This window comes from Streptomyces sp. NPDC019531 (genome assembly GCF_044903305.1).
In the GTDB taxonomy this organism is placed as follows: domain Bacteria; phylum Actinomycetota; class Actinomycetes; order Streptomycetales; family Streptomycetaceae; genus Streptomyces.
This window is the reverse complement of the sequence record NZ_JBJDQL010000020.1, coordinates 79,047-100,767: the sequence shown is the minus strand read 5'-3', so window position 1 is coordinate 100,767 and position 21,721 is coordinate 79,047. Positions and strand designations below refer to the sequence as shown.

Here is a 21,721-nt window from a genome sequence, read left to right as displayed (position 1 = left end):
CCATGGTCGTGGAAGATGACCCTCACACCTCACATCGGAGCTGTTGACTTGCATTCCCTGCCCACCAGCGTGTTCGACCTTTCCGAACGCCTCGCCGCCAAGGCCGACCCGACGCTGATCGCCGCCGACGAGCGGCACTTCGCCGCCATCGCGGAGTGCCTGGAGCAGACGATCGCCGAACTCTCCGACAGCCTCGACGCCACCCGCAGGGCCCCCGGCGGCATCGGCCAGGAGGCGATGGACCGGGACGCCGAGATCCACCGTCTGAGCGCCCGGCTGCGCACCCTGCGCCGCTTCGGCCTCGACCTGTGCCTCGGGCACATGGTCGGCGCGGACGACCCCGAGCCCGTGTACGTCGGACGGCTCGGCCTCACGGACAGCACCGGGCGCCGGCTGCTCGTCGACTGGCGTTCCCCCGCGGCCGAACCGTTCTTCGGGGCCACCCACGCCAACCCGATGGGGCTCGCGAGCCGCCGCCGGTACCGCTGGCACGGCGGCCGGATCGGGGACTACTGGGACGAGGTGTTCGCCCCCGACGGGTTCGCCGGGCACCACGCCTCGCTCGACGACCAGTCCGCCTTCATCGCCAGCCTGGGCAGCGACCGGTCGGAACGGATGCGGGACGTCCTCGGCACCATCCAGGCCGACCAGGACGCCATCATCCGCGCGGGGTCGCGCGGCGCGCTCGTCGTGGACGGCGGCCCCGGCACCGGCAAGACCGTCGTCGCCCTGCACCGCTCCGCCTACCTCCTGCACTCCGACCCGCGCCTCGGGCACCGCCGCGGCGGCGTGCTCTTCGTCGGCCCGCACCGGCCCTACCTGGCCTACGTCTCCGACGTCCTGCCCAGCCTCGGCGAGGAGGGCGTGCAGACCTGCGTCCTGCGCGACCTCGTGGCCGAGGGAGCCACGGCCACGGCCGAGAAGGACCCGGAGGTGGCCCGCCTGAAGTCCTCCGCTGACCTGGTGAAGGCGATCGAGAAGGCCGTCAGGTTCTACGAGGAGCCGCCCACCGAGGGCATGACCGTCACCACGCACTGGTCCGACATCCGGCTGACCGCCGGCGACTGGGCCGAGGCCTTCGACGCGGCGGAAGGCGCACCCCACAACGACGCGCGCGACCAGGTCTGGCAGGCGCTGCTCACCATCCTCGTCGACAAGCACGACGGCGACGCCCCGGAGAACCTGCTCCGCAAGTCCCTGCGCCAGAACAGGGAGTTGCTCACCGCCTTCAACCGCGCCTGGCCCCTGCTCGAAGCGGCCGACCTCGTCGGCGACCTGTGGACGGTCCCCGCCTATCTGCGGATGTGCGCTCCCTGGCTCGACCGCGACGACGTACGGCGACTGCAGCGCGCGGACGCCCAGGCCTGGACGGCGTCCGACCTGCCCCTCCTGGACGCGGCACGGCAGCGGCTCGGCGACCCCGGGAGCTCGCTCCGCAAGCGCCGGCAGGAGGCCGCTGTGGCCGCCGAGCGCGAGCGCATGGCCACGGTCGTGGACAGCCTGAGCGCGGTCGCCGACGACGAGTACGGCATGGGCCTGGTGACCATGCTCCGCGGCGAGGACTTCCACCACGCCCTGGTCGACGAGTCCGCCCTGCACACCGCCGACCCTGACCTGCTGGCCGGCCCGTTCGCCCATGTCGTCGTCGACGAGGCGCAGGAACTGACCGACGCGGAGTGGCAGATGCTGCTGCAGCGCTGCCCGTCCCGCAGCTTCACCATCGTCGGCGACCGCGCCCAGGCCCGGCACGGCTTCACCGAGTCCTGGCGGGAACGGCTCGAACGGGTCGGCCTCGACCGCGTCACCCTGGCCTCCCTGACCGTCAACTACCGCACCCCGGAAGAGATCATGAAGGAGGCCCAGCCGGTCATCCGCGCCGCCCTCCCGGACGCCAACGTCCCCACCTCCATCCGCGGGACCGGCATCCCGGTGACCCACGGGTCGGTCGCGGACCTCTCCCCGATCCTCGACACCTGGCTCACCGCCCACCCCGACGGCATCGCCTGCGTCATCGGCGATCCCACGTTCCGGGCCACGTCCCGCGTCCGGTCGCTGACTCCGGAGCTGTCGAAGGGCCTCGAATTCGACCTGGTGCTCCTCGTCGACCCGGAGGAGTTCGGCGGGGGCGTCGAGGGGGCGGTGGACCGGTACGTGGCGATGACCAGGGCGACCCGCCAACTCGTGGTCCTCACCAGCCCCTAGGGCGGGGTGTGACGCCTGTGACGGGAACCATCTTCACGAAACACTCGACGCCTGCTTCCCCCTCTCCGAGCTCGGCGGCGATGCCACCGTGGCGCAGATCGCCGCGGGCCGGGAGCGCTGGGTTTGACCGCAAGAGCACCGGGAAGCTGCCCCGGACTGTGCTGAGCGAGGTCGGCATCATCGCCGTGGGCGGAGCCTGCCGTCACCCGGCTGTCTGGACGAGTGGGAGGGGAAGGGCGAGGGGCTACCTCCTCACCGAACGTCTGGCTGTCCGCCGCTGGCGGCCCGGCCGTGCGTCGAGCTGACCGGCCACTACGTGGTGCGGGCTCATCGGGCAAGCTTCGTGCGCTGCCGGCCACGGCCCCGTCACACTTCCCCGGCCTGTGGTGTGAGCGCGGCGCAACCGAAGTTCCCACGGGGTCTAACAGGTCGGAAACCGCCCGTCGCGGCGGTCGGTCTAGCTTCGTGACATGAGGGTGTGGATCCCATTTCGGCCGCTGCCCGGCAGGCTCGGTGCACTCGGCAACGGCGGTTTCGGCAGGGGAGGTGCAGGGCGCGGCCACGGTGACCGAACGGCTCGCGGCCGCCGACCACTGCCTGGCTGGCGCAGCATCAGAGGCCGTGTGGCGGTGGTCATCACGGTCCCGATCTGCCTGCTTCTGGCGGCCGCCGGTCTGGCCGTGTACGGCCGTGCCGAGGCCCTCGGTGACGCCCGGACGACCCGTGCCGAGGTCGGCCTCAGCCTGAGGGTCCAGGAGCTGGTGCACCAGCTGCAACGCGAACGCGGGCTGACAAGCGGGCTGTTGGGAGGTGAGCGGGGATTCCGCGCACCGCTTGCCGCCACGCGCGAGCGTGTGGACACGGCGCTGCGCGGAATGCGCTCCGAACCCGCCGTGGAAGAAGTCGTCCAGCGGCACCTGCGGCGCCTCGCAGCCGTCCGCGCCGCCGCCGACAAGCACACGGCAGACACGGACACCGCCGACCGGACCAGCTCGCTCGCCTTCTACACCGCCGCCGTCGACGCGCTCAACGCCGTCGACCCGGTGGCGGAGACCGCGACCCGCGCCGACCGCCAACTGAGCGACGGACTGGCGGCGTTGCGGGAACTGGCCGCGGCCAAGGAGTCCGTCGCCCTCGAACGCGGTCTCCTCAACGGCGTGTTCGCCGAAGGGGCCTTCCACGGCCGCGAGTACCTCGCCTTCACCGAGGTGCGTGCCTCGCGGGTCGCCGCCCTCGCCCGCTTCCGGCAGGTCGCCACCGCACCCCAGCGTGCCGCCCTGGACAAGGCCTTCGGCACCGAGGGCGCCAGACGCGCCACCGGCTATGAGAACCGGGCGGAAGACGCCGCCGACGGTTCCGCGCTGCGTGCCGACGCCGGCACCTGGTGGGACACGATGACCGTACTCGTCGACGCTCTGCACACCGTCCAGCAGCAGGTCGGCGACGACGTACGGGACCGGGCCGACCGACTGAGCCATGACGCCGAGCTGGGCCTCGCCGCCTGTCTCTGCGTGGGATTGTGCACGGCTGCGCTCGTCGCGGGCTTCGCCGTCTTCGCTTCCCGCTCCCTCACCCGCCCGCTCCGCGAACTCGCCGCGACCGCCCACGAGGTGGCGCGGCACCGGCTGCCCGAGACCGTCGCCCGTATCCAGCGGTCCCCTCAGGACCATAGGGAGCTCCTCCCTCCGGAAGACGGGCGGGACACCCCCGATTCACGGCTGCTGGGCGGCACGGCGGAGATCGCCGAGGTCGCCGCCTCCCTGCAGCGGGTGGAGGACACCGCCCTGCAATTGGCCGCCCAGCAGGCCGGCCTGCGCCGCAACACCACCGAATCGCTCGCCAATCTCGGCCGCCGCAACCAGAACCTCGTACGTCGTCAGCTCAGCCTCATCAGCCGCCTGGAACGGCAGGAACTCGACCCGGACGCCCTCGCCGAGCTCTTCGAACTCGACCATCTCGCCACCCGTATGCGGCGCAACGCCGAAAGCCTGCTGGTCCTCGCCGGGCAGAATCCGCCGCAGCCCACGGCGGCACCCTCCGAAGGCATCGAAGTCGTCCAGGCCGCAGTCGCCGAGGTGGAGCAGTACCGCAGGGTCCTGATCGCGACCGTGGAGCCGGTGCGGATACGCGGGCACGCGGCCTCCGACGCCGCCCACCTCCTCGCCGAACTCATCGAGAACGGGCTGAACTTCTCGCCACCCACCGAACCGGTCGAGGTGCACGGCTGGTACGACGCAGAGGACGACACATACAGCTTCGCCGTCGTCGACCACGGCATCGGCATGTCGGAAGCCGACAAGGAACGCGCCAACACCCTCCTCCGCGACTCCGGAGAGGAGGCCGTCCTCGCCGCACCGACCCGCTTCCTCGGCCACCTCGTCGTCGGCCGCCTGGCCGACCGCCTCGGTGACGGCGCGCAGGTCCACCTCTTCGACACCACCGGAGGCGGCCTGTCCGCGCTCCTCGTCCTTCCGGGGCGCCTGCTCGCCCCCGCACAGAGCCGCTCCGTCACAACCCCGCCCGCCGGACCCACTGTCTCCGCTCTCCTCAACGGCTTCCGAGCAGGCGTCGCCCGTGCCGAGGCCAGAAGCACACAAGGAGTGTCATCGTGACCACCGCCGTCCAGAGTTTCGGCTGGCTCATCTCGGAGTTCGTACGCGCCACCGACGGCGTCACCGACGCTGTCGCCGTCTCCTCCGACGGCCTGCTCATGGCGGCCTCGGACAACCTCGGCCGCGATCGCGCCGACCATCTGGCCGCCGTGGTCTCCGGCATCACCAGCCTCGCCCAGAACGCGGCGACGACACACGGCTTCCACGGCATGAAGCTCGTCATGATCGAAATGCTCGGAGGCTTTCTCATGGTCGGTCGCATCCGCGACGGCAGCTGCCTCGGCGTCCTCGCTGCCGAAGGATGCGACGTCGGCCTCGTCGGCTACGAAATGGCCGTCCTCGCCGACCGCGTCGGCGAACTGCTCACCCCACAGCTGATCCGCGAACTCAACGGCGCGCCCCTGGCCACGGGATAGCACTCACGCACCGGTCACGCGCCGTCGGCTGCTGAGCAGCGTGTCGGTCAGATCTGGCCCAGGTCGATCTCCACCGGGAAGGGGGCCGCTGCCTTGAGGACGCCGGTGAACACGTCTCCGTCCCGGTAGGTCTTCGTCGCAGGGTCGAGGACGTAGGTGTACACGAGAGGAACGCCTGTCGCGGCCTGCTCGATCCGCCAGTAGAAGCCGATGCCCGCCTTTGCGTACTGGTCGACCTTCACGATCCGGTCGGTGGTCTCCGAGCCCGGCGACACCACCTCCGCGACGAGCAGTACGTGCTCGGGGCGGGTGGGGGTGAGGTCGATGGTGTCTGCGCGGTACACGACGACGTCCGGGCGGCGATTGGTGAGCGGGACGTCCTGAAGCCGGACGTCGAAGCCCGTGTCGGCATTCCACTCCGGGCCCGCGGCGGCATCCAGGGCGTTCGCCAGAATCCGGGCCAGCCGGTTGTGCCGCTTGGACGCACTCGGGCCCACGACGGCCATTCCGTCCACGAACTCGAGACCGGCGCACTGCTCCTCAGACCAGGACTCGTACTGCTCTGCCGTGATCTGCTCGTGCATCCACGCCGGGGCCACCATCTCGGCCGTCATGAAGCACCTCTCGACACTGTGCTGCGGGCCCGATCCCGCTGGATTCAGCGTAATGTCCGCCATCCGCCCGGCACATGCTGATCTCGCTCACGCGCGCGGACGTGGGGGCGAGAGTAACCGTTTGCTAGTCAAACCTGGTAGAGAACCTCGGTCATCCCGCACATTCCTCGCCGCCGTATGACAGCTGTTACCCGCATATATAGGCCTCAACCACCTCGAAAACTCAGCATCGAAAACATTCGAGACGCACGCTCCTTGCTCCCCGCGACACAGCGACTCTACTTTCGCAGAAATCGTTTTCTTAGCGAGGTGTCTGACTCGATGGAGAGTTGTATGCGGCAGAGACCGGTGAGAAGACACGGCGGGCACGGAGCCGCGCGGTGGTGGGGCATGTGGTGGGGTACGGCTACCGCGCTCTGCGCACTGCTGGTGGTCCTGATCCCGGCGCTGCCGGCGAGCGCGGAGACTCCCGCGGCTTCCGCCACGCCGGACGCGTTTCCCACCGTCACGCTGAAGCAGGTCACCAGCAGCGCCGGATTCGTACACCCCGGAATAGCCGTCAGCGCGTCGGACCTGGCGCAGGCCCGGAGCCAGGTGCTGGCCGGCGTGGAGCCGTGGGCCTCCTACTACGCGGCGATGCTGGACACCAAGTACGCCTCCGCCACGCTGACGCCCGTCAACAAGGGCTCACAGGTGGACACCCCGAAGACGGACGCGTTCAACTCCCAAGGCGTGCAAGCCCAGTTCATCGAGGACGCCTTCGGCGCCTACACACAGGCGATCCGGTACTTCATCACGGGTGACCCGGTGTACCGCGCGAACGGGATGCACATCATCCGCACCTGGTCCCACATGGACCCCGCGAAGGTGGCGAACTACCCCGACGACCACATCCACGCCCCCATCCCGCTGATGCGGATGCTCGCCGCCGCCGAGATCTTCCGCTACTCCAGCGTCAACGCCACGTCCGACGGCTACGACACCACCTGGACCGACGCGGACACCACGAACCTGACGAAGAACCTGGTGACGCCGGTCATCGACACCCTGCTGTACGGCAACACGTTCTTCATGAGCCAGCAGACCTACCCGGTCGTCGGCGAGCTGGCCGGCTACGTCTTCACCGACGACCGCGCCGGATACGACCGTACGGTCGAGTGGTTCTCGGTCAACTCCGGCAACCCGGACAAGAACACCAACGGCGGTCTGACCTCCCTGATCCGTGAGATCAAGGCGGACGACCCGCTCAACCCGTACGGCCGCTCCTTCGTGCAGGAGCAGGAGATGGGCCGCGACCAGGCCCACGCCTGGGACGGCATCAACGCCCTGGCCGAGAGCGCCCGTCTGCTCACCGTGCAGGGCACCCGCCTGGACCCGGTCGCCGGGACCGTCTCCACCAAACGGAACGCGGTGTCCCCGTACCGCTTCGGCAACGACCGGCTGCTCGCGGGCCTCGACGCGTACTACGCGCACATGATGGGCCGCACCATCCCCTGGATAGACACCACCGGAGGCCCCGGCAAGGTCTCGGAGGCCTACCGGGGACGGCTGTTCGACCCGATCGACGAGCTGTACGACGTCTACCGCTACGACCTCGGCGTGAACGTCGAGAAGCAGGCCCCCAGCGTCGCCCAGGTCCACGCGCAGGCCGACGGACCGAAGTTGTACTGGGGCACGGCCGCCTACAACTTCTGGAACAGCAACCCCGACTACAACCCGGACTACTGGCTCTCGCTGTCCAAGAAGACCGCTGGCGAGACCCGCCCCCAACAGACCACGCCACTCGTGTCGGTGGCGCAGCGCAGCATCGCCCTGGACAGCCGCTCCAAGGTTCATGAGGCGGACGACGGGCACGACGTCGTCCGGATGAGGGCGTCGAAGAAGGGCACGTCCATCGCCGTCCGCACGCTGATGTACGACAGCCGCAACGGGTACAGCCCGGTGGGCGTCCTGGTGCGCACGACGGGTCCGGCCACCCTGCAGATCCGCAAGGACATGTCGCTGGCGCCCTACCGGACCGTCAACCTGCCTGACACCCACGGCAGTTGGCGGTACGTCACCTACGACATGGACTACGCCGTCGTACCCGGAAGCACCGGCGGCGAGAACCTGGCGTACTACACGATCGTCGGCGCGTCCGACGTGACGGTCGACGTCGACAGCGTCAACCTCCAGGCCAAGTCGCAACTCGGCATCCCGGCCTTCGCCCAGGGGGCGCAGACCACGCTGATCGGCGTGGCCGGCGCGACACTCCAGCGTTCACTGTCCGCGACGGCCGCCGCAGGCGACACCGTCACGTACACGGCGCCGGGACTGCCGAAGGGCGCGACCGTCAACGAGGCGACCGGGGCGCTCAGTTGGACCCCCATGGAGGGGCAGAGCGGGACGTTCCGCACCAGCGTCGTGGCCTCCGGCAGCAAGGTCGACACCGTCCTCGCCGTCACGCTGGAGGTGGCCCGCGACCGGCAAGAGGCCCTCAAGCTGGCGCAGGCCGGGTTCGACGCCAAGGCCACATACGTGACCAAGACCCGCCAGGCCTACGAGACTTCGCTGTCCTCGGCCCGGACGGCTCTCGGTACGGCCGACGACGCCGGGTACCTGGCCGCGCTGGCCGACCTGCAAAGCGCCGTATCGGGGCTGAAGTTGCTGAACCCCGAACTGCCCGACGGCACACTCGACTACACGGGAGCGGTCACCTCGTCCCTCCCCGCCACGGCCGTATGGAACATGACCGACGACGACGTCAACACCTTCTCCGGCGATCTGACGGCCCCGTCCACCATGGACTTCGGCGCCGGCTACCGCGTGCGGGCCGACGCGTTCGGACTGCGGGCCCGTTACAACTTCGCCAACCGCTCCCAGGGCGCCAACGTCTATGGCTCGAACGACGGTTACACCTGGACCCTGCTGACCTCGCGGGAGACCACCGACACGACTCCGACGTTCCCGATGGAGACCATCCCGGTCCGAACCGAGGTCCAGGACGAGTCGTTCCGGTACCTCAAGATCCAGGTCGACGACCCGGGCATCCCCACCGACCCGAACTACCCCGGCCTGTCGTCGTTCAGTGAGTTCCGCATCCACGGCGAACGGGTGGAGACCGCGCAGGCGCTGTCGTCGGTGTCGCTCTCGTCCGACGGCGCGAACTCCGGACAGGCCGTCAACGGCGACACCGTACGGCTCGACCTGGTGGCCACCGAGCCGCTGGCCGACGTACACGCGACCATCGAGGGGGTCACCGCGAAGCTCACCCACACCGACGACGAGCACTGGCAGGCCACGGCCGTACTCCCCGAGGACGTCGACTTCGGCCGCGCCCTGCGCTTCTCGGTCGACTGCACGACGTCCGACGGCCGGACCTGCGCGACGGTCACCACCACGACCGACGGCTCAACCCTGTCCCTGTGGAACACCCACGTCTCACCGGTGCAGGTCGCCCGGGACTGGGTGGACGCGTCGAGCCCGCAGTTCCCGGGCGTCGGCACCACGGCGGCCAACGGCTGGCGGATGTTCGACGGCGACCTCACCACCGCCACGGACACCACCTCGGGCAACGGCTGGGTGACCGTCAAACCGGCTGACGGGTCCTCCCTGACCCTCGACGCGGTGATGGTCCACCCGAGGGCCACATTCGTCAGCCGGGGCAACGGAACACAGATCCAGAGCTCCACCGACGGCGGCCAGACCTGGAAAACCCTCGTGACGGTCAGCGGCATGACCAGCGACCAGGACTGGTACACGTTCAAATTCCCCCAGCGGACGACGACGCCACTGCTGCGGATCTACGACGGGCACGGCGGCTTCACCAATCTCGCGGAGGTCCGGCTGCTGCAGCTCGACTCGGCACTTCGCTAACGCGACAACGGGGAGAGGTGCATGCGGTGGCGCCCCACGGGGCGTGACCGCATGCACCATGTAGGCCATGACTCACACCGCCCGCCGCATGTTCGAGCTCCTGGAGCCGATCTGCCTCGTCACCTTCTTCGCCGACGAGTGCAACGAGGAACTGGCCGCTCTCGGCCACCGCACCTACTGGGACGGCTACTTCGCCAGCCGCGCCGCGCCGCTGGGGCGGGTGCCGGCCCAGGTCGTGCACGCGGCCTTCTACAGCTTCGCCGAAGGGGAGGCCGCGCGGCACATCCCGAGCGCGTGGGAGACGATCCCGCCCGAGGCGTCAGTCGCCGCGCGGGAGCGGGGCAGCGCGGCCTCCGTACGGCGGATCCTCGGCGACGAGCTGGCCGACTCCCCGGGCCTGGTGCGCGCCGCCGACCTGACCACCAAGGCCGCGACGAACGCGCCCATGGAAGGCCGGGTGATGTACGCCGGGATGCGCACCCTTCCGGTGCCGAGCGACCCGGTCGCCCGGCTGTGGCATTCCGCGACGATGCTGCGCGAGCACCGCGGTGACGGGCATGTCGCCGCCCTCGTCGGGGCGCGCATCGGCGGCACGGAGGCCCACGTGCTCAGCGCGCTGGACATGGGCATCCACCCGCCGCAGTCGTTCGGGCGCATCCACCACCTGCCGAAGGAGCGGCTGGCCGCGGTCATGGACGGCTTGCGCGAGCGCGGGCTCGTCGACACCGACGACCGGTTCACCGACGCCGGTCGCCAGGCCAAGCAACGCATCGAAGCCCTCACCGACGAGCTCGCCACCCCGCCGTACGACGCCCTGTCTCCCGCCGAGCTCGACGAGCTGGTCGCCGAGCTCGAACCCATCACGGCGACGCTGGTGGCAGCGGGGTCACAGTGACGAGCAGCGACTGAGGGGACGAGGAACACCACGTATGCACTGCCTCTATACATCACGCGTATACGCGCTGTGTATAGTTAGGTGCCATGACGGAGACCTACCTCCTGCCGATCCGTACGGCCGCGCTGATCTTCCCCGCGCTGGCCTTCGTGATGTTCGTGCCGACGGCGATCGTCCTGTACCGGCGGCACGGCGTCATGACGCGCTGGCGGGTGCTGTCTCTGTACGGCGGCGTGTTCTACGCGCTCACCGCCTTCTGCATGACGATCGTGCCCCTGCCGAGGCGTGTGGCGGACGTCTGCAAGGCCTATCCGACCTTCGCCGAACCCCAGTTCACACCGGGCGTCGCCTTCTCCGACATCTGGAAGGAGGCACACCACCGCGTCACCCTCGACGCACTGGTACTGCACAACCCGGCTTTCTGGCAGACCGTGTTCAACCTGCTCCTGCTGGTGCCGCTGGGCGTGTTCGTGCGGACCCACTTCCGGCGCGGCCTGGCGGCGGCCACGGTGGCCGGGTTCACGGCATCCCTGTCCTTCGAACTGACCCAGTACACCGGCCTGTGGGGCCTCTACCCGTGCCCGTACCGCCTCTTCGCCGTCGACGACCTCATCGTCAACACGGCGGGTGCCGCCCTCGGCTGGGCGATCGCCGGACCCCTGGTCCGCGCGCTGCCCGAACTGGACGCCCTGGACGGCCGCCCGCTCGCCCAACTCGCCGCCGGCAGGATCCCCTTCGGCCGCCGTCTCATCGCGCTGCTGCTGGACGCGGTCGGCGTCGTACTGCTGACCCTGGTCGCGGGGATCGTCGCGCTCGTGGTGACCGGAGAGGCGTGGAGCCTCCTCGTACCTGTGACCGTCCTCGGCCTGTGGTTCGTCGTCATCCCGTGGCGAACGGGCACGACGCCGGGCAAGCGCGTCCTGCTCCTGCGCCTGTCCACACCGGACGGGGGACGACCGGGCCTCGCCGGGCTCGCACTGCGCGCCCTGGCCCTGAGCCCGGTACTGGCCACCACCTGCCTTGCCGCGAGCGGGGTCCTCGCCGGAGGGACGGTGGCCCTCGCGGTACCGTCCGCGATCGCGGACGGCACGGTGAACAGGAGGAACCTGGCGTACGGCCTCGCAGCCCACCTGGACCTCAGGCTCGTCCTGCTACTGCTCCCGATCCTCTGCCTGCTCCTGGTCGGCGGTTACGTGAGGGCCGTCCGACGCCATCCGCAGGCCCTGGGCCCGCACGAGGTCCTCTCCGGCATCCACAACGAGGCCCTCCCACACACCCGCACGCGGACCCGCCCGGCCACCCCCGCCCTCGACGCCGCACCGCCGATCGCCACGGCCGTTGAGCCACACTCGGGGACGTCCGACGCCCCGACTGCGATCGCCCGTCGCCCCGACTACGAACGCGCCTCTCGCTGAGAACCCCGTTCCCTCGCCGGCCAGGCCGCACACCGATGGGAGCGTTCGCCGCTCCTGCAGCAGGTCAGCGGTCCAGCACTCGCGGTGCGCGCCGGACCGTTCGCCTCGCCTGCGAGACACCCCCGTGGTGCGATGGAAGGGGGATGGAAAGGCGAGAGCGATGATCCCACCAGCGGCGGAGCGCAAGAGTGGCGTGACCCAGGTATCAGTCCGCCCGCTGGGTGAGGCGGACCTGGATCGGGCCGATGAGATCTGCCGGATGGCCTTCGGGACGTTCCTCGGGGTCCCCGAGCCTTTCGGGACCGTCGACTACGTCCGCACCCGCTGGGCGGCCGATCCGCGGGCGGCGTTCGCGGCGACGGTCGAGGGCGAGCTCGCCGGATCGAACTTCGCCACCGACTGGGGCGGCGTCGGCTATTTCGGCCCGCTGACCGTGCGTCCGGATCTGTGGGACCAGGGCATCGGCAGGCGTCTGATGGAGCCGGTCATGGACTGCTTCGAGGCCTGGGGGAACCGCCACCTCGGCCTGTTCACCTTCTCGCACAGTGCCAAGCATCTTGAGCTCTACCGCCGGTACGGTTTCTGGCCTCGATTCCTCACAGCGATCATGAAGAAGCAGGTCGCAGACGGTGCCGCGGTCCCCGGCCGGGTGCTCTATGGCGAACTGCCCGCCGCCGAGCGGCCCGACGCGCTGAGCCTCTGTCGCGCACTGACAGGAGCCGTGTACGAGGGCCTGAGCCTGGAACGCGAGATCGTGGCCGCGCACGCGCAGGGACTCGGTGACACCATCCTGCTCCATGGCGCCGGCTCCGAGCTCGATGGCCTGGCCGTCTGCCACTGCGGAGCCGGGTCGGAGGCCGGCACGGACGTGTGCCTCGTCAAATTCGGCGCCGTACGTCCTGGTCCGGAGGCCGCCGACCGGTTCGAGCGACTGCTGGACGCATGCGAGCGGCTGGCCGCCGAGCGCGGACTGGGTGCGTTGGATGCCGGAATGAACCTGGGGCGCCCGGATGCCTACCGGCGCATGATCGACCGCGGGTTCCGCACCTGGTTGCAGGGCGTGACCATGCACAGGCCCAACGAACCCGGCTACAGCCACCCCGACGCGTATGTGATCGACGACTGGCGCTGAGACCACCGCCGCGCTCGGCCGCCCAGGAAAGCCCGGTGCTGTTCAGCACCCGTGAACATTCCGAGCCGATGCCGACGGCAGGACACCTCCCGGATCACTGTCGAAGTGCTGTCCGTTCTCGCGGACAAAGCCAATCGGTGCTCGGTTGTGCCGGGTGCTGCTGTCCGTGCAGGTCAGCAGCACCCGTCATGAAGCTTGATCTCGTTGGTGACGGCCGGCGCTTCGTCGTCCGCTCACGCAATCGAGCTGCATGATCAGCGGCAATTCACCACCGCGAGGGCACGGAGCTGCCCGCAAGCGCTACGCCTTCCAACTCTGAAGGGGATTCAACCGGCGGTGGTGCTTGCCGTGAGAACGCGGATGGCTTCGCGAGTGTTGTCCGCGGCGAAGCGGACCTCTCGCACGTCTTGCGTCGGCTTCCCCGGCTTGGGTGCTACTGGGTACGGCTCGCGCAGCTTGACGCTGAGGGTGGTGGAGTCGCCGATCGGCATTGCCAGTACGCCGGCGTCATCGATCTGGACCGTCCTCCGGTAGCCGCTGTGCCGTGCCATGCGCACCGACTCCACGAGTTCGAGCGGAATGGTGATCTGAGTGAGGTGGGCGAAGCGCAGCACTACTTTGCCGTCGCCAACGATGTGAGGGCGGATGGAGAGCGCGGCGATGAACCCGAGTACCCACACTGTGCCGTACACGGAGAGAACCAGCAGGATGATGCGCACCACTGGCCAGGGGACCAGGAATTCGACGGCGAGGATCTCCAGCGGTACGAGAAAGACCATCGCCCACATGATTGGCTTGATTTCGGAGCCGTAGGTCAGGATCTCGTGTCCCTCTGGCGCGTCCGGTTTACGACGGATCCAGTGCCAAAGGGCCCTGAAGAGTCCGAATTCCATCTCCATCGCCTTGGCTACTGGCGCGGGGAGGACTGCAGACAGTGCCCGATAAAGGGCCTCCTGCCCGTCGGCGCCCTGACTCCGGGAGGTCTTGAAGGCCCGTCTGGCGAGGGTGATTTCGGTGATGACGATCCCGGCGAGGAGGACTTCGAGGAGCAGCCCCACCGCCACGGCTGCGCCCAGGCTGAACACGCCGGTCCAGACGAGACAGACTTGGGCGAGGACAACAGTCGGTACCGCCCATCGGGCAGCAGTCGCCGGGAATTTCCGCAACGTCGATCACCTTTCCCGGCAGCGGTGCTCGATGCCATCGCCATCGTCCCAGCCCTGTCTCCGCCGCCAAGCGATGAGAGTCCTCGGGTGGCTGTATCTGATCGTGCTTGGCGGGCGGTGGAGAGGGATGCGCCGTATCCCTTGTGACACCAACCGGGTTCCCCAGCCGGTGCGGACCGGGAAGGCGCCCGGTCCGGTGCCGCGGTCACAGGGAGCGGTGTGGTCGTCGTAGCCGGTCAGCAGGACGGTCTTCCGGCTGGCCGGCCTCTTCCGCCCCGAGTACGTCATGAGTACCGCCGAACGCTCGGGCGCATTGCTGGCTCACATCTCCCTGGGAGCCGTCACCCCGCAGCTCGGCCGGATCTATGTTCCCCCTGGTGCGGCGAGTCGTAACGCGAAGCACTTCTTTGATGACTCTACGTGATATTCGTTACTCTCCGCAGTTATCCTGATCGACATTGCTGGAGGAGCGTAACGATGGATCAGTCGGGCGAGGGCACCTCGCGTCGTCACTTCCTGAGTATGGCTGGAGCCGCTGCCACCTCGGCGACACTGGCGCAGGTCATGACCGGAGCCGTGCCGGCGTTTGCGGCGCCCGCCACCGACGGGCTGACGAGACCGGTCAGGAAGGTGGACAACGGCAAGACGGTGGCGATCCTCGGCGCCGGCCCCGCCGGCCTGGCGTCCGCGATCCGCTTCTCGGAGGCGGGCTACCGAGTGACGGTGCTGGAAGCCCAGAACCGGGTGGGGGGTCGTACGCTGACCGCCCGCCCAGGCGTCGAGATCAGCGAAGTGGGGGCTGACGGTTCGGTTCAGAGGCAGACCTGCCAGTTCGACCCGAACCTCTATCTCAACCTCGGCGCCGGCCGCATCCCGTACTGGAACCGGCGGGTCCTCGATTTTTGCCGCAGGCACAAGGTTCCGCTGGAGCCGTACATCCACACCACCACAGCCAACCTGTACCAGACCGACAAGGCATGGGGTGGCACGCCCAAACCCAATCGCCGGATCGCCAACGACACCCGTGGCTACATCGCCGAGTACCTCACCCAGGCCCTGCAAAAGGGAACGCAGGCCGAAGACGGGCTGACCCCCGCGCAGCGCGAACGGTTCGGGAATCTTCTCGTCGAGTTCGGCGCACTCGACCCCACCGACAGGAGCTACGTGGGCTCCACCCGTTCCGGCCTGGCCAGGACCCCGACCGTCCTGCAGATGGAGGAGCCGGTCGATCCACTGCTTCTCAAGGACCTGCTGGCGAGCGAGTTCTGGGAGGACAATTTCTATCAGGACTCCAAGTTTCACTGGCACACCACGTCGTTCCAGCCGGTCGGCGGCATGGACTCCATCTGGCACCGCGCGGCCGCCGCACTGCCGGACGGCACGATCACCTACGAGGCGCCCGTCCATGAAATTGCCCTGGACGGCACCGGGGTGAGCGTCAACTGGACCGAAGGCGGCACAGAGCGTAGTCAGCGATTCGACTACTGCCTGAGCAACATCCCGATGTCGGTGCTGCGCAAACAAGTCACTCTCCGCAACTTCTCCGATGACTTCCTGTCCGCTGTCCGCAACACACCTTTCGCGGACGCCTGCAAGGTCGGCTGGCAGGCCAACCAGCGCTTCTGGGAGTCGGACAAGTATCAGATCTACGGAGGCATCAGCCGGATCGATCACGAGATCGAGCAGATCTGGTATCCATCCAACGACTATTTCTCAGCCACGGGCAAAGGCACTCTGACCGGGGCGTACAACCAGTACGAGAACGCAGTCGCGCTCGGCAACCGCCCACACCAGGAGCGGCTGAGCGTGGCCCGCACGGCTGCGACGAAGCTGCACGACGAATTCGCCAGCAACGCCGTCGTCCCCGACCGGCTCGGCATGTCGATCGCATGGAAAAGGGTGCCCTACCAATTGGGTGCGTGGGCCGACTGGCACGGGAATGACCCGGAGCACAAGAAGATGTACTCGACGGTGCTTTACCCACAGGGCGAGAACAGCTTCTTCGTGATCGGCGACCAGGTGTCCGCACTGCCTGGCTGGCAGGAGGGGGCACTGATGTCGGCGGAGTGGGCATGCGAGTGGATCATCGACGGGAAGCGCGCGGTCCGCAGGCCCGTCAAGCAGGCTCCCGACGCGAGAAGCCTGACCACGTAGGTGATCCCGGCCCGGTGAGGGTACGGCGCAGCCGACGCGGCGCCGTACCCCTGCTCGAATCCGTCGCAGAATCCCCCCGGAACCAGGTGCTCGCAGCACGTTCGGTTCCTGCAGCTCGACGATCGCGCACATCGCCAAGGATCTCGGCATCCATAAGGGGCCCGGCATGGGAAGCCCTGCGCGGCTGGGTCCGCCAGGCCGAGGCCGAACACACGAGCCGGGTCAACTCGTTGCCGCTCCGGTAAGCGGCGTCCGCGGCCACGTGCAGGCGGCGCCGGCAGTGACAGGCCGGAAGGAAGCGGATCATCCGCGCGGCCTGCCCAGCCTTCGACGGATCACGAAGTTCGCCGCAGCATGGTGGGGGTCGTTCTCGGCGAGGTGGCGCAGTTCGTGTGTGAAGCCGGTGGCGCTGTAGCAGTGCGGCCGGGTGACGTCGGTGGCGGTGCCGCGCGCGGTGAGGAGAGCGCGGATGTGCTGGAGACGTTCAAGGTGGCCGGTTCCCATGACGTCGTTCCATTTGGCTTCGCCGATGGCGAGCAGGGTTTCGTGGCCTGTCGGTCTCGCCGTGGACCGCGACGTCGACTTCGTGGCTGCTCTTCGCGGCGGGATCGTTGACGGTCCCGCTGGCGACCCTTGTGACCTGCCCGCCGTGGGGTGCGGTGGACGCGTGCCGGCGGGCCCATTCGCGGCAGACCTGTTCGAAGTGCGGGCCGACGACCTTGCTGCGGAAGGTGGACTGGGCGCGGCGCCAGACGGTGGGGAACGGCATGTCCATGACCCTCCCGCAGGCGCCTTCCCCGCTGCTCGATCGGAGACCGAAAGCGATCCCCGACCTCGTTCTGTAACCGTTCCAGTTCGCCCCGTTGACACCGGGCATGCCTGACCCTAATGTCGCGCCAGCATTCCGACCATATGACGAGATTTCGAACGTTCGAAAGGTGATTGCCCTGCGCCTCCCCGGAATCAGCACGCACGTGGCCGGAACGCCGTGGCGCAGCCTGACGTACGTACAGGAGAACACTGGCGACGAGATCGGCGATCTGCGGGACATCGAGGCGCCTGAGTACCGACTCAAGCAACGTGCCGGGCCGATCTGGCCTCGCCACTCGAGTGAGGTCCGCCGGTTGTTCACTCGCCTTGAACCTTGTGCACCAAGACCCCCGACGACCTCGGCGGCTACGTGCGGATCCATGAGGACGCCGAGCTGATCCGCCCCGGCGCACCGCTCTGTCTGAAGTTCGGTCCGTCCAGGGCGTCCGTGGGTCTCTCCGTACGGCACCCATCTGCGGGACCTGACTCTGGATCCCGGGGAGCGGGTACGGCGCGTCCGACTCACTCGCGACCCGCCTGCCTACCGCCCGCCCGCTCCACCGCCCTTCCGCCGACGCCTGATACGCCGTCATTTTCTCAACGACGAGAAGAACAAGGAACGATCACCATGCTCAACCGAAGATCCGCCCTCGCTGGAGCCGTCGGCTTCGCCCTCGCCTTGTCCGCCTGCGGCCAGAACAGCGAGAGCAGTTCCGAGAGCAGCTCCGAGCGCGATACCGTCGGCATCGCCATGCCGACGCGGGCCTCCGACCGCTGGCTCACCGACGGCAAGAGCCTCGTCGAGGACCTGAAGGGCAGTGGGTACAAGACCAAGCTGGTCTACGGCGACGACGACCCGAAAGCCCAGGTCTCACAGATCGAGAACCTGATCAAGCAGGGCGTCGACGCACTGATCATCGCGGCCATCGACGCCAAGTCGCTGAACGGCGTGCTGCAACAGGCCGCAGATGCGCACATTCCGGTGATCTGCTACGACCGGCTCATCCTCGGCACCAAGAACGTCGACTACTACGTCAGCTTCGACAACGAGATGGTGGGCCTGATCCAGGCCCACTACATCATCAAGAAGCTCGGCCTGGAGGATGGCAAGGGCCCGTTCAACATCGAGCTGTTCGCCGGCTCCCCCGACGACAACAACACCAAATACTTCTTCAACGGTTCGATGACGCTCCTGCAGCCGTTCCTGGACAGCAAGCAGTTGGTCGTCCCGTCCGGCCAGACCGAACTCAGCAAGATCACCACCCTGCGCTGGGACGGGCCAACCGCGCAAAAGCGCATGAGCGGCCTCCTCGCCAAGTGGTACGGCAGCAAGAAGGTCGACGCGGTCCTGTCGCCGTACGACGGCATCTCCAGGGGCGTCCTGTCCGCGCTGAAGCAGGACGGCTACGGCGCCGCCGGCAAGCCCCTCCCGGTCATCACTGGTCAGGACGCCGAGCTGCCCTCGGTGAAGTCAATCATCGCGGGTCAGCAGTCGCAGACCGTCTTCAAGGACGTCCGCGACCTCGCCAGGGCCGCCGCAGACACGGCCGACGACATACTCAGCGGCAGGGCGCCGCGGGTGGACAACAGAAGTGATTACAACAACGGCGTCAAGGACGTGCCCGCCCGGTTGCTGCAGCCGACCGGCGTCGACAAGACCAACTACGAACGGCTGATCACCAACGGCTACTTCACCGCCGACGAACTCAAGTAGCAACACAGCCTATGCGTGATACGCCTGCACGACGCTCGCCACGGCACTGCCACCCTTCTCTCACCGGTGGCTGGAGTACGCGCCGGTCACGCGGATGAGGGCCGTCGGCGACTGCTCGACCTGTAGGAGTCCGGCGAGGCGGGCGCCGCCCGGACGTTACCGCCTGCGCTGGTACGACCCCGACGGTAAGCCGAAGATGAAGAGCTTCACCCGCAAGGTCGACGCCGAGGCGGAGCGGACGAGGATGGAGTCCCGTCTCAACGACGGCTCCTACCGCGATCCGGCCGCCGCGCGCGTGAAGTTCGCAGAAGTGGCGGAGTCCTGGCTGGCCGCGCAGATCCACCTCAAACGCTCAACCCGGGCTCCCTACCGCGGCGTTCTCGACGTCCACGTGATCCCCAAATGGGGCACCACCCGGCTGGACCGCATCCACTTCGAGGACATCGCCGAGTGGCTCGCGGACATGCTGTCCGGCGGGGCGACCGGCGGCAGGGAGCTCAGCCCCCGTTCGGTCCGCACGGCGTACGTCGTCCTCAGTCGCGTTCTCGGCTACGCGGTCCAGCCCCGTCGTCTGGCCGTCAACCCGGCTGTCGGTGTGCCTTTGCCGAAGCCGATGCCGGCTGACCACGTGTACCTCGACGACATGCAGGTCGACGCGTTGGCCAACGCGTCGGGCGCCTACAGGGTGTTCATCCTGCTGCTGGAGCTCTACCTCGATACCCCCAAGAACCACGAGCGCTGCTCCGTGCCGATTCCGCGGTTCCTGGCAGAGGAGTTGAAGCCTCACATCCAGGGACGGGGAGACGAGGAATTGCTCTTCACCGCCCCGCAGGGCGGCCCGCTGCGTGCCCGCAACTTCCGGCAGCGCTTCTTCGCGCCGGCTGTCGTCAAGGCCGGGCTCGGTGACCTCAAGGTCACTCCGCACAAGCTGCGCCACACGGCGGCCTCGCTCGCCATCGCCAGCGGCGCGGATATCAATGTCGTCCAGACAATGCTGGGCTACAAGTCCGCAACCCTGACTTTGGACACCTACGGCCACCTCTTCCCGGACCGCCTCGACGAAGTGTCCAAGAAGATGCACAAGCGCCGCGCCAAGCAGCTCTCCCTCGCGAGGAGCGGAACGCCTGGCGACCTGTCCGCTCACGCAAACGGCCCCGGACGAGGAGTCCGAGGCCGAGCAGGAGCGTGGCACCTCGTGCCGGACTGTCCGCTCACGCATCGCTCACGGCCCGGGATGCTTCTCGTACTCATGGCCTCTGACGGCGCCGCTCGTACACGGTGACCCGCCGCCCGCGGACCTGCTCGTCCGCCACCACTCTGAAGTCCTCCCGCAAGACGGCGTTCTTCACGATGTCCCGCTTCGCGGATATGTGCCGGGCCACCTCGGGCGCGTCAGTGACCAGCATTATTCGCTGCTGCTCAAGCATCGCTGTCCTTATCCGCTCCGGGACGGCTTCCTCGCCCTTCAAAGTTCCGGACGTCGTCGGACTCTGCGCCAGCGCAATATCCCGCAGGCCGGCGAAGGCGTCGGGGGAGACCAGTTCGGTGTCGCGCCGGGCCGCCGGTATGAAGACCACCGCATCCCCAGACTTCTTCAGTTGCCGTACGCTCACGGCCGCCGACAGGACGTCGTCCACGCGACTGGCCGGGGACCTCTTGGCCAGGGACTGCGGCAACAACGCCACCACCGCCACTCCGATGACCACTGGTACGAGCCACGGCACCGCCCTGGGGAACCGGGGCCCGGCAACACGTACTGCCGTGCCGAGTGCTGCGCCGATCAGCAAGGTCAGACCCAGCATGCTGAACAGGACGTAGCGGTCCAGGAAGAGCGGTTGGATCAAGGAAAGGCCGATCAGTCCCAACTGCGGCACCGCAAGGAGCGGTAGTCCGACCGCCGCCACTGACAGCCGGCCCGCTCGTGGCCGGTCCAGCAGCGTTCCAAGACCCCCGATGGCCAGCAGGACCGCTGGGCCGATCAGCATGTGCCACGTCAGAGGCGGGATCCACGACACCTGCTCGGACTGGGTTCGGCTGAACAGGATCAACGGCAGGACGCCCGCCGTGGCGGCCGCCGCAGCCACCGACCAGCGTGCACACACCCCCCGTTCGGCCTTCGCCCACATCAGGGTCGTCCAGTGCGCGGGCAGCAGAAGCAACGACAGCCAGTTCAAGAACGCGCACACCAGGACGACGCCTCCGTACGCGGCCCAGTGCACCGCACGGCCATTCCCTTGGAGCACGGTCACCAGCAGCAAGGTCGAGATCGCAGACCCGGCCATGACCAGGGCGTACGGACGTCCTTCCTGGAGGTAGAACTGCACGGTCGGCAGCAGCCCGAGCGCCAGTCCTGCGGCCAGGCCTGCCCGGGCTCCGGTGAGGCGATGACCGATGACGGTCACGCAGGCCGCAGCTGCCGCCACGGCCAGGACGGAGGGCAGTCGCAGGACGGTGGTGCCGGGGCCGAAACATTCGAAGAGCACATGCATCAGCAGGTAGTAGAGCCCGTGCACGGCGTCCACCTGACCAAGCATGTGCCAGATCTCCCCGGCGGATCGGCGAGCCACCTGCCAGGTCGCCGCCTCGTCCCGCCACACACTGTGCTGCCGGGAGATTCCCCACAGGCCAAGGGCCAAGGTCCACAGCAGCGGTATCAACCACATGGGCAGGCAGCGCCGGAGAACAGATATGCGGCAAGTCATGAAGACGGTCGGGTCCTTGAAGTGATGGTGCGGA

The 21,721-nt window shown here is 68.4% G+C and carries 14 protein-coding genes; 10 read left to right on the top strand and 4 right to left on the bottom strand.

What is annotated here, in order from left to right; all coding sequences use genetic code 11:
* The first annotated feature begins 15 nt into the window (after positions 1-15).
* The 3 genes from helR to ACI2L1_RS23275 all read left to right on the top strand — a co-directional run bounded on the left by helR (position 16) and on the right by ACI2L1_RS23275 (position 5,230).
* Positions 16-2,202: an RNA polymerase recycling motor ATPase HelR gene (helR, locus tag ACI2L1_RS23285; protein WP_404741267.1), complete on the top strand. Its 2,187-nt coding sequence runs from the start codon at positions 16-18 to the stop codon at positions 2,200-2,202.
* Between the two features lie 623 nt (positions 2,203-2,825).
* Positions 2,826-4,814: a nitrate- and nitrite sensing domain-containing protein gene (locus ACI2L1_RS23280; protein ID WP_404741266.1), complete on the top strand. Its 1,989-nt coding sequence runs from the start codon at positions 2,826-2,828 to the stop codon at positions 4,812-4,814.
* Positions 4,811-5,230, top strand: coding sequence for a roadblock/LC7 domain-containing protein (locus ACI2L1_RS23275; protein WP_404741265.1), 420 nt, complete (start codon positions 4,811-4,813; stop codon positions 5,228-5,230). The genes ACI2L1_RS23280 and ACI2L1_RS23275 overlap by 4 nt, the downstream gene beginning before the upstream one ends.
* 47 nt (positions 5,231-5,277) lie before the next feature.
* On the opposite strand, the gene ACI2L1_RS23270 is transcribed toward ACI2L1_RS23275, so the two are convergent.
* On the bottom strand, positions 5,278-5,844 hold the full coding sequence (locus ACI2L1_RS23270; protein WP_404741264.1) for a Uma2 family endonuclease: 567 nt from the start codon (positions 5,842-5,844) through the stop codon (positions 5,278-5,280).
* A gap of 333 nt (positions 5,845-6,177) precedes the next feature.
* Between ACI2L1_RS23270 and ACI2L1_RS23265 the strand changes: the two genes are divergently transcribed.
* The 4 genes from ACI2L1_RS23265 to ACI2L1_RS23250 all read left to right on the top strand — a co-directional run bounded on the left by ACI2L1_RS23265 (position 6,178) and on the right by ACI2L1_RS23250 (position 13,141).
* Positions 6,178-9,699: an Ig domain-containing protein gene (locus tag ACI2L1_RS23265; protein WP_404741263.1), complete on the top strand. Its 3,522-nt coding sequence runs from the start codon at positions 6,178-6,180 to the stop codon at positions 9,697-9,699.
* Between the two features lie 67 nt (positions 9,700-9,766).
* Entirely contained in the window at positions 9,767-10,594 is an 828-nt protein-coding gene (locus tag ACI2L1_RS23260; protein ID WP_404741262.1) for a MarR family transcriptional regulator, read from the top strand.
* Between the two features lie 86 nt (positions 10,595-10,680).
* Positions 10,681-12,009 carry a VanZ family protein gene (locus ACI2L1_RS23255; protein ID WP_404741261.1) on the top strand — a complete coding sequence of 443 codons (1,329 nt, stop codon included), beginning with the start codon at positions 10,681-10,683 and terminating at the stop codon, positions 12,007-12,009.
* A gap of 193 nt (positions 12,010-12,202) precedes the next feature.
* Complete coding sequence (locus tag ACI2L1_RS23250) at positions 12,203-13,141, top strand: GNAT family N-acetyltransferase (protein WP_404741260.1); 939 nt, start codon at positions 12,203-12,205, stop codon at positions 13,139-13,141.
* Positions 13,142-13,467: 326 nt separating this feature from the next.
* Here the strand turns inward: ACI2L1_RS23250 and ACI2L1_RS23245 are convergent, their stop codons facing one another.
* On the bottom strand, positions 13,468-14,307 hold the full coding sequence (locus tag ACI2L1_RS23245) for a hypothetical protein (protein ID WP_404741259.1): 840 nt from the start codon (positions 14,305-14,307) through the stop codon (positions 13,468-13,470).
* 477 nt (positions 14,308-14,784) lie between these two features.
* Between ACI2L1_RS23245 and ACI2L1_RS23240 the strand changes: the two genes are divergently transcribed.
* On the top strand, positions 14,785-16,461 hold the full coding sequence (locus ACI2L1_RS23240) for a flavin monoamine oxidase family protein (RefSeq protein ID WP_404741258.1): 1,677 nt from the start codon (positions 14,785-14,787) through the stop codon (positions 16,459-16,461).
* A 303-nt stretch (positions 16,462-16,764) separates the two neighbouring features.
* Here the strand turns inward: ACI2L1_RS23240 and ACI2L1_RS23235 are convergent, their stop codons facing one another.
* Positions 16,765-16,965: a hypothetical protein gene (locus tag ACI2L1_RS23235; protein ID WP_404741257.1), complete on the bottom strand. Its 201-nt coding sequence runs from the start codon at positions 16,963-16,965 to the stop codon at positions 16,765-16,767.
* Positions 16,966-17,899: 934 nt separating this feature from the next.
* On the opposite strand from ACI2L1_RS23235, the gene chvE reads away from it, so the two are divergent.
* A complete protein-coding gene (gene chvE / locus ACI2L1_RS23230) occupies positions 17,900-18,985 on the top strand; it encodes a multiple monosaccharide ABC transporter substrate-binding protein (RefSeq protein ID WP_404741256.1) in 1,086 nt (361 codons plus the stop codon).
* Between the two features lie 196 nt (positions 18,986-19,181).
* Positions 19,182-20,267: a tyrosine-type recombinase/integrase gene (locus ACI2L1_RS23225; protein WP_404741255.1), complete on the top strand. Its 1,086-nt coding sequence runs from the start codon at positions 19,182-19,184 to the stop codon at positions 20,265-20,267.
* Here ACI2L1_RS23225 and ACI2L1_RS23220 read toward each other — a convergent pair.
* Entirely contained in the window at positions 20,233-21,687 is a 1,455-nt protein-coding gene (locus tag ACI2L1_RS23220; protein ID WP_404741254.1) for a hypothetical protein, read from the bottom strand. The genes ACI2L1_RS23225 and ACI2L1_RS23220 overlap by 35 nt on opposite strands.
* Positions 21,688-21,721 lie beyond the last annotated feature (34 nt).

Coding starts and splice junctions, on each gene's coding strand:
- helR (WP_404741267.1), top strand. CDS start 16: ATGACCCTCACACCTCACATCGGAGCTGTTGACTTGCATTCCCTGCCC.
- ACI2L1_RS23270 (WP_404741264.1), bottom strand. CDS start 5,844: ATGACGGCCGAGATGGTGGCCCCGGCGTGGATGCACGAGCAGATCACG.
- ACI2L1_RS23265 (WP_404741263.1), top strand. CDS start 6,178: ATGCGGCAGAGACCGGTGAGAAGACACGGCGGGCACGGAGCCGCGCGG.
- ACI2L1_RS23260 (WP_404741262.1), top strand. CDS start 9,767: ATGACTCACACCGCCCGCCGCATGTTCGAGCTCCTGGAGCCGATCTGC.
- ACI2L1_RS23255 (WP_404741261.1), top strand. CDS start 10,681: ATGACGGAGACCTACCTCCTGCCGATCCGTACGGCCGCGCTGATCTTC.
- ACI2L1_RS23240 (WP_404741258.1), top strand. CDS start 14,785: ATGGATCAGTCGGGCGAGGGCACCTCGCGTCGTCACTTCCTGAGTATG.
- ACI2L1_RS23235 (WP_404741257.1), bottom strand. CDS start 16,965: ATGGGAACCGGCCACCTTGAACGTCTCCAGCACATCCGCGCTCTCCTC.
- chvE (WP_404741256.1), top strand. CDS start 17,900: ATGCTCAACCGAAGATCCGCCCTCGCTGGAGCCGTCGGCTTCGCCCTC.
- ACI2L1_RS23225 (WP_404741255.1), top strand. CDS start 19,182: ATGAAGAGCTTCACCCGCAAGGTCGACGCCGAGGCGGAGCGGACGAGG.
- ACI2L1_RS23220 (WP_404741254.1), bottom strand. CDS start 21,687: ATGACTTGCCGCATATCTGTTCTCCGGCGCTGCCTGCCCATGTGGTTG.